Below are 13,619 nucleotides of genomic sequence, written 5' to 3' on the forward strand. Positions count from 1 at the left end.
AATGGATTTATTACATCTGGAACCAAAAGCCATTTGGAAAAACTTCGCAGCACTTAATGCTATTCCAAGACCCTCTAAAAAAGAAGAGAAAGTTATTGCTTTCATCAAAAATTTTGGAGAATCTTTAGGTCTGGAAACTTCGGAAGATGAAACAGGAAATGTTATCATCCGTAAACCTGCTACTCCGGGAATGGAGAACAGAAAAACGACAATATTACAGTCGCATCTTGACATGGTATGTCAGAAAAACAATGATACTGATTTCGACTTTGACACTCAGGGAATCAACATGCTGGTTGATGGAGACTGGGTAAAGGCAGACGGAACAACATTAGGAGCTGACAACGGTATTGGTGTTGCTACTATTATGAGTATTCTGGAATCTTCAGATATTGCACATCCTGCTATAGAAGCTTTGTTTACTATCGATGAGGAAACAGGAATGACCGGAGCTTTCGGTCTGAAGCCAGGAGTTTTACATGGTGATGTTCTTCTTAATCTGGATACAGAAGAAGATGATGAAATCGATATAGGTTGTGCCGGAGGTATCGATGTAACGGCATCTAAAGAATACAATACTGTAGCTATACAGGGAGAAGGAATCGCTATTGAGATTAAAGGTCTTACGGGTGGACACTCCGGAATGGATATTGATAAAGGCAGAGGAAATGCGAATGTTCTATTAGGGAGATTCTTATTTGCAGGTATCGGTCAAAGCATCCAATTATCCGATATCAATGCAGGTGGACTAAGAAACGCTATTCCACGTGAAGCAAGAGCTAACTTTAGTGTAGCAAATGCAGATGCATATTTAAAAATTGCAGAAGCTTTGAAGGCTGATATTCTTAATGAATTTAAATCAGTAGAAAAAGATCTTACGATTACAATCAGCAAAGCTCAGACAAACGGATCAGGAATCAGCACAGCAGATTCAGAATCTTTCATTAAAGGACTAAAAGCTGCTCATAACGGAGTTTACAGAATGAGCCCTGAGGTAGAAGGTCTTGTAGAGTCTTCTAACAATATAGCAAAAGTAGAATTGAAGGAAGGAAAACTACGGGTACTGAATCTTTCCCGTTCTTCTGTAGATTCAACTAAAATGGCAGTAGCAGATCAGCTGCGTGCATCATTTGAATTAGCAGGTCTGGACGTAGCATTCACAGGATCATATCCGGGATGGCAGCCTGACCCTAATTCTGAAATTGTATCGGTTCTTGAAAGAATTTATACTCAGAAATTCGGGGAACAGCCACGTGTTGTTGCATGTCATGCAGGATTAGAATGTGGTATTATTGGTGCTAACTATCCTGAAATGGAAATGGTGTCTTTCGGCCCTCATATTACTGGTGCACACTCGCCGGAGGAAAAAGTAAATATAAAATCTGTACAGAAGTTCTGGGGTTACCTTCAGGATATTCTGAAAGAAATTCCGACGAAATAATATAAAATATAAAACCCGCCAAAAGCGGGTTTTATATTTTTAGAACATAATCTACAAATTGATTATGGCTCCGGAGCTATTTCTACTTTTAGTCCCTCTATATCCATAGTAATTGGGATCTGGCAGCTTAGGCGACTATTTTCTTTTACATTAACACCATCACTATATAACAACGACTCTTCCTCATCCCCCATTTCAGGCACCTCTGTGTCACTTAATTTATAACATTGGCACGAAGCACACATCAGCATTCCACCACATATTCCGAAAGTTCCTTCCTCTACAAGCTCATAAGCTCTTATGGTTTCCATAAGATTCATAGACATATCTGTAGGTGCCATAATTTCATGTTCAACACCTTCTCTATCTATAATGGTTACTTTAACGTCTGACATAATAATTTAAATATTATCCACAAATTTACGAAAGAAAAAAGCATACTTGTCTATCAAAAAGGTAATTTAAATCAGCTACAAAGAAGCATCTATAAAGTATTTCTTATTAGATTTTGTTTTATCTTTGCCACTGATTATGGCAACAAAAAGCTATTTACTCATATTTCTGATGTTTCTGGGGGCATTTATGTATCCGGAACAGTTCTCTGCAACGGCACCTCAGAAAATGGATTGCCATACTGCTGAAAAATCTTCAGAAAGCTGTTGTCAACATGAAGATGAGCATAACGAAAACTGTTGTGATCAGAATTCCGGACACGCAAATAAGTCTTGTAAAGATAGCTGCAAAAGCTGTCAGACATGCTCCGGATATGTCAATAATATTATTTTAGAACCAATAGAGGCTCCTTTGCATAATTCTGTTATCAAAGACACCTCTATTTTCTCCTATTCATTCCCTGTTATTCCTAACAGGACATTCAATATCTGGCAACCTCCTAAACTCGTTTAGTTTTACTATCAAAAGCAGTGAAAAAGCTGCACATAATCGATTAGAACTAAATTAATTTACAGAATGAAATCAATTTTAAGATCAGGACTGTTGCTCCTGAATCTATTTCTGTTTATGAACATCAATGCCCAGAGCTCTCTAAAAAAAGAAACTTATGTTGTAAAAGGAGCCTGTGAAATGTGTAAAGCCAGAATAGAAAAAGCAGCAAAGACTAAAGGTGTAAAAACTGCGCAATGGAGCCCGGAAACACAGATATTAACTGTTGAATATAATCCAGACAATACGAATACCGATGTAATCCTTCAGCAAGTAGCGGATGCAGGACATGATAATGAAAAATATACAGCTAAAGACGCTATTTATAACAAATTACCTGCATGCTGTCATTATAGCAGGGATGCTAAACCAAATCCGGAACACACTGTAAACAAAGTTTCATTCTATGTGAAAGGAAACTGTGACATGTGCAAAGCCCGTATAGAAAAAGCTTCCAAAGATGCAGGTGCATTAAGTGCTGAATGGAAGGCGGATGAGCAAAAACTTTATCTTGAACTGGATCCGGCAAAAACCACTGCTGAAAAAGTTCTGCAGAAAGTTGCAGATGCCGGGCATGATAATGAAAAGTTTAAAGCAGATGATAAAACATACTCAAAACTGCCTGCATGCTGCCATTTCGATCGTACCACTGCATTTGGAGAAGCAAATACAAAAGTACATTCGGATAAAATAAATACCGAAGTAAAAAATGAAGAAGAAGACCACCAGCAAAGTGATAAAGGAAAAGAAAAACAAATTGGTGGGGTTACGATAACTAAAGCTGCCGAGGCAACTGCTCTAAACAAGAAGGAGGTTGGATTGACTTTCAACATTAATCCAAAAGAATTATTAAAAGCAGCATGCTGCAATCTTTCTGAAAGTTTTGAAACCAATGCAACGGTAGATGTTTCGTTCAGCAACGCTGTAACCGGAACAAAACAGCTTAAAATGCTGGGATTGGACCAGAAATATACCAGCCTTACAAAGGAACAACTTCCGGAAATACGAGGACTGGCTTCCGCATATGGACTTAACTTTATTCCGGGACGCTGGATTGGCGGGATTCAGCTAACAAAAGGAGGAAGCACTGTAGTTAATGGATATGAAAGTATTACAGGACAGATTAACACGGAACTTCTGAAATCTGAAAATGAAAAACCAACAACAGAACTTAATCTGTTCTCTGATTTTAACGGACGTGCTGAAGCCAATATTACCCATACTTCTCAGGTTGCTGAAAAATGGAATCAAAGTATATTATTACACGGTAACGGAACTTTCGGGGATACCGATATGAACAATGATGGTTTTCTAGATCGTCCAAAGGGAACACAGCTAAATGCAGCTTACCTACTTAATTATAATGATCTTAATAATAGTGGATTCGGCTCTCATTTCGGGATTAACTTTGTAAAAGATGAAAGAACTGCCGGCCAGATCGGTTATAACAAAAGACTTAATCAGAGTCAACAAAATTTATATGGTGTCGGCATTGATATTTCCCGCTTTCAGGCATGGAATAAAACAGGGTATGTTTTCAAAGGAAAACCATATCAAAGTTTAGGCTGGATGAATCAGTTTACTTATCATCAGCAGGATAGTTTCTTCGGATTGCGTAATTACTTTGGAAAACAGTCTACCTTTTATTCCAATTTAATTTTTGAAAGTATTATTGGAAATACCAACCACAAGTACAAAGTTGGAGCAAGCTTTTTATTAGATGATTACAATGAAGATTATCTGACAGCTAATTATAAAAGACAGGAGACTGTTCCGGGCTTTTTTGCAGAATACACCTTAACAGGGGCCAAATATGTTTTGGTAGCCGGTGCACGTGTGGATTTTCATAATCTTGCAGGTACCCAGTTCACACCAAGGCTTAACTTCAAATATGACATCACTCCCAAAACTATTTTAAGGTTATCTGCTGGTAGAGGATTCAGAACTGCCAATATTTTTGCGGAAAGCCAGCAATATTTTGCTTCCAACAGAAGTATCGAGATTTTATCCAACAACGGAAATATCTATGGACTAAAACCTGAGATTGCATGGAATTACGGATTGAGCCTGCAGCAGGAATTCAAAATTTTCAATAAAAAATCCACAATCATAGCAGACGTTTTCAGAACAGATTTTCAGAATCAGGTCATTACAGATTTAGATCAGTATACCAACAAGATTCTGTTTTATAATCTGGAAGGAAAATCTTTTGCCAATAGTGTACAAGTACAATGGGATCTTACTCCTGCTAAAAACCTGGATCTGAGGTTGGCTTACAAATATTACAATGTAGAGACCGACTATCTTTCAGGCAGAAGAAAGGCTCCTTTTATGGCAAAACACAGAGGTTTCTTCAACGCCGCTTATGCAACTAATAAAAATGACAAAGGCGGTTTCTGGAGTTTCGACGCTACATTAAACTGGATTGGAAAACAAAGAATCCCTTTCACACAGAGTAATCCACAAGAGTTCAGACTTCCTGATTATTCCAATGCATATACGACTTTAAATGCCCAGATTTCGAAAAATCTGAATGAAAAGGTAAGAATATATGCCGGTGGTGAAAACCTGACGAATTACAAGCAGAAAAATGCTATTCTGGATGCTAAAAATCCTTTTGGTAATTACTTCGATGGCGGAATGGTCTATGCACCAATTATGGGAGCCAATTTCTATATAGGTTTAGACCTTAAGTTTTAATTATTTTTCTCTTAACATAGTCTTAGGCTATTTTTCCAGGAGAGTCTTCCGTTCGGAAGGCTCTCTTTTTTTAATAACTTTTAACCTGCATAACAAAAGCGCCCGGTTTACCGGGCGCTTCTTCAATTATATATGTAAAAATCAATTAGTCAATTGACTTCACTACTGCTTTTTCAGCTTCTTTTCTGGTACCGTCAAATCCGTCTACTCCACTCACGGTTGTATACTTCAGTACGAATTTTTTACCAGGATTTAAACGGTTATAGATTCCCTGACACATTAAAGTCGCTTCGTGGAAACCACAAAGGATTAACTTCATTTTACCAGGATAAGTATTGATATCCCCAATCGCATAGATGCCCTCAACATTCGTTTGGTAATCCAGTGCATTGTTTACTTTAATTGAATTTTTCTCTATCTCTAGTCCCCAGTTTGCAATAGGTCCTAATTTAGGAGTTAATCCAAATAAAGGAATCAGATAATCAGTTTCAATAGAAACACGCTCTCCGTCTTTTTCAATCTCGATTGCAGAAAGAGTTCCGTTTCCTTCCAATCCTACTACTTCAGCAGGAGTGATCAGATTAATTTTACCCTCCTGTTTTAGCTTTTGTACTTTTTCAACAGAGTCCAGTGCACCACGGAATTCATTTCTTCTGTGAATTAATGTTACATCTGAAGCTACTTCTGCCAAGAAAATGGACCAGTCCAGCGCAGAATCTCCTCCACCAGCGATAACAATTTTTTTATCTCTGTACATTTCAGGATTTCTTACGAAGTACTCCACTCCTTTTTCTTCAAAAGCTTCGATATTATCAAGTTGTGGTTTTCTTGGTTCAAAACTTCCTAACCCCCCGGCGATAGCAATAGCTTTACCTTTTATTTTAGTTCCTCTGCTGGTCTCAACAATAAAAAGTCCGTCTTCTGTCTTTTCATAAGATACAGCTGTTTCACTTAGTGAGAAGCCTGGTTCAAACTGCTTAATCTGTTCCATAAGATTATGAACCAATACACCTGCATCTACCGAAGGAAATCCCGGGATATCGAAGATTGGTTTCTTAGGGTATAATTCAGCCAGCTGACCTCCAGGTTGTGGCAAAGCATCTATAATATGGCATCTTAGCTTAAGTAATCCTGCCTCGAAAACGGCAAATAGTCCAGTAGGACCTGCTCCTATAATAATGATATCAGTTTCAATCATATCGCTCAGTTATTATTTAGAAAAAACAAAGATAGGAATACCATTGCAAATAGCCTGATTGGTTTTCATGATGTTCGTCATTGAATTCATAAAACATTAATAATTTTTTCATCGTAAATACCGATGAAATTTGTACTTTAGGCTTTGGCAAAGTTTTTGAAAACATATAGTTATAAAATTGTGTATGAGGAATTTTTTTACAGCAATATTTGTATTTAGTATCGTATTTATAAATGCTCAGTTCGACAGCGTCAATTCAGGGGAAATATTAAAATATCGTATTCATTACGGTTTTCTAAATGCAGGTTTTGCAACACTCTCCACCAAGAAAACTACATATAACGGGGCACCTCATCTCTACGTAAGAGGTGAAGGTCGAAGCTCCGGAGCAGTACGGGCTTTTTTTAAAGTCGATGATATCTATGAAAGTTATATTAATCTGAGAACCAACCAGCCAAGTTTCTATGTACGAAACGTAAGCGAGGGAAGCTACCGTAAAAATCTGGCGTCTACATTCAACCATAGTAACCATACTGTAAGTTTACACGACAAAATAAAAAATGAGACCCGTAACTTTAATGTTAATAGTGATATACAGGACATGCTATCGTCGTTTTACTATCTGCGTACACTGAGTACTGACCAGCTAAAAGTTGGCAGCTCTGTTAAGCTGAATGTATGGATCGATGATGAAATCTATCCTTTTATGCTAAAAGTTGTAGGTACTGAAATGATGAGCACAAAGTTTGGAAAAATCAACTGTCTTAAAATTATTCCTTCAGTAATGAGCGGACGTGTTTTCAAGGCTAAAGAAGGGGTGACTATGTGGGTAACTAATGATGCTAATCATATTCCTATCCAAATGAAAGCTGAACTGGCAGTAGGATCTCTAAAAGCTGATCTTATAGAGTATTCTAATGTAAAGTATCCACTACGTTTTGCTAAATAAATAATTGACATTATTACTAACAAAATAAAATGGCCGGAAATATCCGGCCATTTATTATTTTATATCAGAATAATCTGAATCTTACAAATGTTTGAATTGCTCCAACATACGTACGTCATTTTCAAAGAACATACGGATATCAGACATTTGGTAAAGCAACATTACGATACGCTCGATTCCCATACCAAAAGCAAAACCACTGTATTCATCAGGATTAATGTTTACATTTTTCAGAACCGCAGGATCTACCATTCCGCAACCCATAATCTCTAACCAGCCTGTACCTTTAGTAATTCTGTAATCGGTTTCAGAGTTTAGTCCCCAATATACATCTACTTCAGCACTTGGCTCAGTAAATGGAAAGTATGAAGGACGCATTCTGATCTGAGATTTACCAAATAGTTCTGTAGTAAAGTACTGAATTGTTTGTTTAAGATCTGCAAATGATACATTCTTATCTATATACAAACCTTCTATCTGATGGAATATACAGTGTGAACGGGATGAAATAGCCTCGTTACGGAAAACTCTTCCCGGTGACAAAATTCTCATCGGAGGTTCGTTGTTTTCCATATATCTAATCTGTACAGAAGAAGTATGCGTTCTTAAAAGAATATCCGGATCCTTCTCAATAAAGAAAGTATCCTGCATATCTCTTGCCGGGTGGTATTCCGGTAAGTTCAATGCGGTGAAATTATGCCAGTCGTCTTCAATCTCTGGTCCGTCTGCTACAGCAAAACCAATAGACTTAAAGATTTCAATAATTCTGTTCTTAACCAGATTAATAGGATGTCTGCTTCCTAACTCTTCAGGAAATCCAGGTTTTGTAAGGTCTATTTTCTCAGTAGTCGTTTCTTCAGAAATACCTGCTTTCAGATCTTCAATTTTAGCATTTACAGCCTGCTTCAGGGTATTAATTTTCTGCCCGAATTCTTTTTTTTGTTCATTCGGAACATCTTTAAACTTCTCAAAAAGCTCTGTTACACTTCCTTTTTTACCAATAAAGGCAATACGGAACTTCTCGATTTCTTCTTTATTTTTGGTATGAAATTGTTGTACCTGACCCAGTAATTCTTCTATTTTCTCTAGCATCTTATAAAAATTGCAGCACAAATTTAAGGTTTTTATCGGACTTTTATAAAAAAGAAAATCCACTCTTGTTTCCAAAAGCAGATTTTCTCCATCACATATTACTTAAAACTATCTCTTTTCTAATGCTTTTACATTAATCTGCAGACTTACTTCATCTTTAATAACACCATTGCTGGCAGGAGAAGTAAAGTTAACACCAAAGTCGCGTCTGTTGATGTCTTTTTTCTCAGATTTAATAGTTGCCACACCATCTTTCACCACTACATTGGTATTAAAGCTTATTGGCTTAGATACTCCTTTTAATGTAAGGTTTCCGTCGATCAATGTATTATAATCTCCGGTTTCATTCGGGGTAACTTTAGTAATTTCAAAAGATGCTGTAGGGAATTTCTCTACTTCAAAGAAATCACCACTCTTAAGGTGGCCATCAAGCTTTGCCTGATTTTCTTTATCATCTTTTAAATCTTCAGAAGTTAAGGTATTCATGGATGCTACAAAATTACCGGATTCCAGTTTACCGTCTTTTACGGTAACTTCGCCACTTTCAAACTTAATAGTCCCGAAATGAGAAGTATTATCTGATTTAAAAATCTTATAACCTGTCCATTCGATTTTACTGTTCAGTGTATCAACTGCGAAAACGGCTCCATCTTTAGTTGTAGTTACTGCGCCGGACTCACTTGTTACTGGTTTATCTTTCCCGCAGGAAATTACCAGAAAAGTTCCCATAAGAGCCAATGCAGACACCCATAAAAATCTTTTTTTCATTATTTTGTAATTTATTTTAACAATTAGTTTCGTAAATTTAATAAAAAAATACTAATAAACCTACAAAAGGTTATTTTTGCAAGATGTTACTCAGTATACAAGGAATAGACTTTGGTTATAGTCAGGACAAACTTATCTTCAACAATCTTCATCTCGGCTTAGAGCAGGGAAAGATTATGGCACTGATAGGTGAAAGCGGATGTGGAAAGACAACATTGCTAAACATTATATATGGTTTAAGCGATTGGTATAAAGGGAAAATATGTTTTGACAATAGAGAAATATATGGTCCGAAAGCAAATATAATTCCAGGTGAAAAAGACATGAAGCTAGTGGCTCAGCACTATGATCTGATGCCCTACTCTACAGTCTACGATAATGTGGGGAAATTTCTTTCGAATATAGATCTTAAGGCAAAGAAGGACAAAGTTTATCAGCTTCTGGAAATTGTAGGGCTGGAAGATTATATGGATGAATATCCTAAAAACTTAAGCGGCGGGCAGAAACAGCGTGTTGCTATTGCCCAGGCTTTATCTCAGTTGCCTAAATTATTACTTCTGGATGAACCTTTCAGTAATCTCGATTTTTCCAGGAAAACACAACTACGGGATAAGCTGTTTGCTTATGTCCGTGAACAAAATATCAGTCTGATTATCAGCACACACGATATCACAGAAATCCTGCCATGGATAGATGAAGTGGTTGTTTTACAGGAAGGGCGCCTTATTCAGAAAGATTCTCCGGAGGCTCTTTTTCAATCACCATATAATCCTTATGTGGCGAGATTATTGGGCGAAGTAAATCTTTTAACACCCGAACAACAAAAGGAGCTTGGTCTGCCAAATTGGTTTTATTTTCCACATCAGTTAAAGTTTACCGAAAATGAAGGAACAGATGCAGAAGTTATAGAATCTGGTTTTTCGGGAGGTTTTTACAGAAACCTTGTCAATGTTAAAGGCTATACATTTATTGTATATACTGCCCAAAAGAAAGCGGGGAAATTAAAAATAAGTTTTCTTTAACAAGCTTTAAAAACTTAAATATTAAATATTTACACCCAATGTTTTTGGTTTGTAAACATTTTTTTTATCTTTGCCCAAGAAGATATTCAAGGAAATTTTTGGTTATTCTCTTTCTGCCTTGTAAAACTGAAATTAGCGTTCGCAATGAAAGTTTTTTGAAAGTTGCCCTGCCAAATTTTTCCTTTTTTATTTTTTGCCTATTACTTTTTCTCAATTTCACATTATATTTAATTACGATTTTAGGTCCTACACTCAATAATAAGTGGAGAACTTTATTTTGTGGTATACCTCTTAGAAATTATAATAAAAAAGACTTTATCCTGATGGATAAAGTCTTTATCTATAAATGACTGTTTAAATTTAAAATAAAAACACTTAAGGCACCTTAGATTATCGCTTTAGCATATATAAAGAAGCTCACTTAAGATTAAAAATCAAAGATTTTTAAATCCTCATGTGCCCTCATGTGAACTTTTTTATAATGAATAATCTATTCCTAAAGTGTTAAAAAATTAAACAAACCCTAAACTTAAATAAGAGTTATTGATTAACCTTTTTTTACAAATTCGGATTTCAAGGCCATTGATCCAAATCCATCAATTTTACAATCGATGTTATGATCGCTTCCTGGTCTCAATCTGATATTTTTAACCTTAGTTCCGGCTTTTACTGGCTTTGGCGCTCCTTTTACAGGCAAATCTTTTACTACGACTACAGAGTCTCCATCCTGCAATTCATTCCCGTTGGAATCAAAAACTTTATCATCACTGTCTGCTGAAACATCCGCCGGATCCCACTCGTGAAAACACTGGGAACACACCATAAGATTATCCTGCGGATAGGTAAATTCCGAATTACATTTCGGACAAAGTATCGTATCGCTCATAATAATTATATTTTTTGCAAAGATAAGATTTCTGAAACCCAAGTCAAATCTTTCCTTTCTCAGGGCTTAATTTCGGCATTTTTGCGTTTACTCTAATTTAAACGTATTTTTGCAGTGCAAAACTGCAGATCTAATTATGGAACTTATTCACAGAAACCTACTTATTGGCATCCACGATGCACTACAGGAAACCTTTTTCGAAAAAAATAAATATGCCGACAAGGTTATTGAGAGACTTCTCAAAGCACACAGAAAATGGGGAAGCCAGGACAGAGCTGTTGTTTCTGAGATTTTCTATAATATTATCCGTTGGAAAAAACGCCTTGAATATTATATGGGCGAAGGTGCAAAACCAGGTAACATTTACAGAATGATTCTTGCATATCTTTTGTGGACAAAAACTCATTACAAAAAGTTTGAAGAATTTGAAGGTATTAAAATTGCCGACATCCTTAACAAACTAAAGAAAGGAACGGTACCTACAAAAGCTGTACAATATTCAATTCCGGAATGGCTTGCTGAAACTCTTGAGAAAGAATTAGGCGCCAACTGGGAAAAAGAAATGGATGCATTAAATGACCCTGCTCCAACTGTACTTCGCGTAAATACTCTGAAGACAACAAAAGAAAAATTAATCGAAGAATTACAGAAAAGTGAAATAGAATCTCACGCCGTTCGTGGTTATGAAGATGCTGTGGAACTGGAAGAAAAGAAAAATGTTTTCCTTACTGAGGCCTTCAAAAAGGGAATGTTTGAAGTACAGGATGCTTCTTCACAGTTAATCGGAAAATTCCTTGATGTAAAAGAAGGTATGCGTGTTGTTGATGCCTGCGCAGGTGCAGGTGGTAAAACATTACACATTGCTGCTTTAATGAAAAACAAAGGACAGATTATTGCACTTGATATATTCGAATGGAAACTGGCTGAACTTAAGCGTAGAGCTAAAAGAGCTGGTGCTCATAATATTGAAACAAGAATTATTGATGACAATAAAGTGATCAAAAGACTTCATAACTCTGCAGACAGATTATTGATAGATGCTCCTTGTTCTGGTTTAGGAGTACTAAAAAGAAATCCGGATAGTAAATGGAAAATTGATCAGGATTTTATAGACAGAATAAAAAAGGAACAGGAAAATATCCTTCAGGATTATTCTAAAATTATAAAGAAAGGCGGGCAAATGGTATACGCTACTTGTTCTATTCTTCCTTCTGAAAACACATTACAGACTAAGAACTTTATTGAAAAGAATCCGGAATACGAACTAATCGGTGAAGAAAAAATTATGCCTAGTCATGGTTACGATGGTTTCTATATGGCATTAATTCAAAGAAAGGCCTAAGTGGCTCACGATATTTCTTCAATTGTTGATGAAATAACGTGCCATTATGTGGCATTACCAGAGGATTGTATTCAGGAATTGATTACCAAATGCAAAATTCTTATACTCGACAAAGAAGAAGAAATTATAAAAACCGGCCAATATTCAGATAAAACTTATTATGTTGCTGCCGGCAGCGCTAGGGCTTTTTATATAAAAGAAAACGGCAAAGAAGTTACAGAATGGTTCGCCTTTAATGGCGAATTCATCTGTTCTGTCAATAGCTTTTTTCAGAATATCCCAAGTACATTTTCCATAAGTTCTGTAGAACCCGCTGTCCTTCTGGAGATCAGCAGAGCCACAGCAAATTATTTATCTGATAAATACAGGGCTTTTGAAAGACTTGAAAAAAAGGTTATTACCAACACTCTTATAAAACTTCAGCAGCGCATTAGTGCGCTGCAATTTGAAGATGCACGACATAAATATGAAAACCTTATAAACACCCAACCCGGGATTCTCCGCCGCATTCCACTATCCTATATTGCATCCTATCTGGGGATTACACTTGAAACCTTAAGCAGAATAAGAAATCCTAAGAATATCATTTGATATAAATCAAATAATCTGTAGATATTACTCCCGATTTTTGAGAAAAAATAAATGAAAGATCTTCACTATTTTTCGGGACTAACGCTATTGATCTTCATCAGCGGCCATCTATTTAATCATTTTTGTGGTATTTTCAGTATATCTCTCCATATTGAAATTATGGATATACTCCGCAATATTTACAGAAATCCTGTGATTGAAGTTTTATTACTAACTGCAGTTATTTTCCAAATCATTTCAGGGATCAGACTTATCCTTAAGAAAAATAAGGCCGGATCATTTTATGAAAAGATACATGTATGGAGTGGTATTTACATGGCTTTATTTCTTATTATTCATGTCAGTGCAGTACTCACAGGAAGATTTATACTACATCTGGATACTAATTTTTATTTTGGAGTAGCCGGAATTAATAACTTCCCATTTAGTTTATTTTTTGTTCCGTATTATGGCTTAGCTATTCTCTCTCTCTTTGCTCATCTTGCAGCAGTACATCTTAAAAAGATGAAATATGACATATTGGGCATACAACCTTTAGTACAGGCCAATACAATTCTACTCACTGGAGTTGTCATTACTATTTTCATATTTTATGGCCTCACTAATCATTTTCATGGTGTTAATATTCCTAAGACCTATTATATCCTGATTGGTAAATAGTCATCTTCGGGCATTTTCTTTACCTTTG

13 protein-coding genes are annotated in these 13,619 nt (G+C 36.2%); 8 read left to right on the top strand and 5 right to left on the bottom strand.

Annotation, left to right across the window (positions count from 1 at the left end):
* Position 1: 1 nt before the first annotated feature.
* The gene (locus tag AYC65_RS11955; protein ID WP_034866054.1) at positions 2-1,441 is read left to right on the top strand and encodes an aminoacyl-histidine dipeptidase; all 1,440 of its coding nucleotides are present in this window, start codon (positions 2-4) and stop codon (positions 1,439-1,441) included.
* Between the two features lie 62 nt (positions 1,442-1,503).
* Here AYC65_RS11955 and AYC65_RS11960 read toward each other — a convergent pair whose 3' ends face one another.
* Complete coding sequence (locus tag AYC65_RS11960; protein ID WP_009092021.1) at positions 1,504-1,836, bottom strand: 2Fe-2S iron-sulfur cluster-binding family protein; 333 nt, start codon at positions 1,834-1,836, stop codon at positions 1,504-1,506.
* 136 nt (positions 1,837-1,972) lie between these two features.
* On the opposite strand from AYC65_RS11960, the gene AYC65_RS11965 reads away from it, so the two are divergent.
* A complete protein-coding gene (locus AYC65_RS11965) occupies positions 1,973-2,347 on the top strand; it encodes a hypothetical protein (RefSeq protein WP_034866053.1) in 375 nt (124 codons plus the stop codon).
* A 63-nt stretch (positions 2,348-2,410) separates the two neighbouring features.
* Positions 2,411-5,083, top strand: coding sequence for a TonB-dependent receptor domain-containing protein (locus tag AYC65_RS11970; RefSeq protein ID WP_034866052.1), 2,673 nt, complete (start codon positions 2,411-2,413; stop codon positions 5,081-5,083).
* Positions 5,084-5,228: 145 nt separating this feature from the next.
* Here AYC65_RS11970 and AYC65_RS11975 read toward each other — a convergent pair whose 3' ends face one another.
* Positions 5,229-6,281 (bottom strand): NAD(P)/FAD-dependent oxidoreductase, encoded by a 1,053-nt coding sequence (locus AYC65_RS11975; protein WP_034866050.1) that lies wholly within the window; start codon positions 6,279-6,281, stop codon positions 5,229-5,231.
* Positions 6,282-6,465: 184 nt separating this feature from the next.
* Here AYC65_RS11975 and AYC65_RS11980 point away from each other — a divergent pair, with 184 nt between their 5' ends.
* The gene (locus tag AYC65_RS11980; protein WP_034866049.1) at positions 6,466-7,230 is read left to right on the top strand and encodes a DUF3108 domain-containing protein; all 765 of its coding nucleotides are present in this window, start codon (positions 6,466-6,468) and stop codon (positions 7,228-7,230) included.
* 81 nt (positions 7,231-7,311) lie between these two features.
* Here the strand turns inward: AYC65_RS11980 and pheS are convergent, their stop codons facing one another.
* Both pheS and AYC65_RS11990 read right to left on the bottom strand, forming a co-directional pair.
* Positions 7,312-8,322 (bottom strand): phenylalanine--tRNA ligase subunit alpha, encoded by a 1,011-nt coding sequence (pheS, locus tag AYC65_RS11985; RefSeq protein ID WP_034866047.1) that lies wholly within the window; start codon positions 8,320-8,322, stop codon positions 7,312-7,314.
* A 108-nt stretch (positions 8,323-8,430) separates the two neighbouring features.
* Positions 8,431-9,090, bottom strand: a complete 660-nt coding sequence (locus AYC65_RS11990) for a YceI family protein (RefSeq protein WP_034866045.1) — start codon at positions 9,088-9,090, stop codon at positions 8,431-8,433.
* A gap of 83 nt (positions 9,091-9,173) precedes the next feature.
* Between AYC65_RS11990 and AYC65_RS11995 the strand changes: the two genes are divergently transcribed.
* Entirely contained in the window at positions 9,174-10,112 is a 939-nt protein-coding gene (locus AYC65_RS11995; protein WP_034866044.1) for a sulfate/molybdate ABC transporter ATP-binding protein, read from the top strand.
* A 547-nt stretch (positions 10,113-10,659) separates the two neighbouring features.
* Here AYC65_RS11995 and AYC65_RS12000 read toward each other — a convergent pair.
* Complete coding sequence (locus AYC65_RS12000; protein ID WP_034866042.1) at positions 10,660-10,998, bottom strand: zinc ribbon domain-containing protein YjdM; 339 nt, start codon at positions 10,996-10,998, stop codon at positions 10,660-10,662.
* Positions 10,999-11,134: 136 nt separating this feature from the next.
* Between AYC65_RS12000 and AYC65_RS12005 the strand changes: the two genes are divergently transcribed.
* Genes AYC65_RS12005 through AYC65_RS12015 form a run of 3 tightly spaced genes read left to right on the top strand, consistent with a single transcriptional unit; the run spans position 11,135 to position 13,591 of the window.
* Positions 11,135-12,340: an RsmB/NOP family class I SAM-dependent RNA methyltransferase gene (locus AYC65_RS12005; RefSeq protein WP_034866040.1), complete on the top strand. Its 1,206-nt coding sequence runs from the start codon at positions 11,135-11,137 to the stop codon at positions 12,338-12,340.
* A complete protein-coding gene (locus AYC65_RS12010; RefSeq protein WP_052114585.1) occupies positions 12,341-12,931 on the top strand; it encodes a Crp/Fnr family transcriptional regulator in 591 nt (196 codons plus the stop codon).
* Between the two features lie 51 nt (positions 12,932-12,982).
* On the top strand, positions 12,983-13,591 hold the full coding sequence (locus tag AYC65_RS12015) for a hypothetical protein (protein ID WP_034866038.1): 609 nt from the start codon (positions 12,983-12,985) through the stop codon (positions 13,589-13,591).
* Positions 13,592-13,619 lie beyond the last annotated feature (28 nt).

The organism is Elizabethkingia bruuniana, from assembly GCF_002024805.1.
Classification (GTDB): domain Bacteria; phylum Bacteroidota; class Bacteroidia; order Flavobacteriales; family Weeksellaceae; genus Elizabethkingia; species Elizabethkingia bruuniana.

Bases quoted from the DNA above. Each gene is read 5' to 3' on its own strand.
- AYC65_RS11955 (WP_034866054.1), top strand. From the start codon at position 2: ATGGATTTATTACATCTGGAACCAAAAGCCATTTGGAAAAACTTCGCA.
- AYC65_RS11960 (WP_009092021.1), bottom strand. From the start codon at position 1,836: ATGTCAGACGTTAAAGTAACCATTATAGATAGAGAAGGTGTTGAACAT.
- AYC65_RS11965 (WP_034866053.1), top strand. From the start codon at position 1,973: ATGGCAACAAAAAGCTATTTACTCATATTTCTGATGTTTCTGGGGGCA.
- AYC65_RS11970 (WP_034866052.1), top strand. From the start codon at position 2,411: ATGAAATCAATTTTAAGATCAGGACTGTTGCTCCTGAATCTATTTCTG.
- AYC65_RS11975 (WP_034866050.1), bottom strand. From the start codon at position 6,281: ATGATTGAAACTGATATCATTATTATAGGAGCAGGTCCTACTGGACTA.
- AYC65_RS11980 (WP_034866049.1), top strand. From the start codon at position 6,466: ATGAGGAATTTTTTTACAGCAATATTTGTATTTAGTATCGTATTTATA.
- pheS (WP_034866047.1), bottom strand. From the start codon at position 8,322: ATGCTAGAGAAAATAGAAGAATTACTGGGTCAGGTACAACAATTTCAT.
- AYC65_RS11990 (WP_034866045.1), bottom strand. From the start codon at position 9,090: ATGAAAAAAAGATTTTTATGGGTGTCTGCATTGGCTCTTATGGGAACT.
- AYC65_RS11995 (WP_034866044.1), top strand. From the start codon at position 9,174: ATGTTACTCAGTATACAAGGAATAGACTTTGGTTATAGTCAGGACAAA.
- AYC65_RS12000 (WP_034866042.1), bottom strand. From the start codon at position 10,998: ATGAGCGATACGATACTTTGTCCGAAATGTAATTCGGAATTTACCTAT.
- AYC65_RS12005 (WP_034866040.1), top strand. From the start codon at position 11,135: ATGGAACTTATTCACAGAAACCTACTTATTGGCATCCACGATGCACTA.
- AYC65_RS12015 (WP_034866038.1), top strand. From the start codon at position 12,983: ATGAAAGATCTTCACTATTTTTCGGGACTAACGCTATTGATCTTCATC.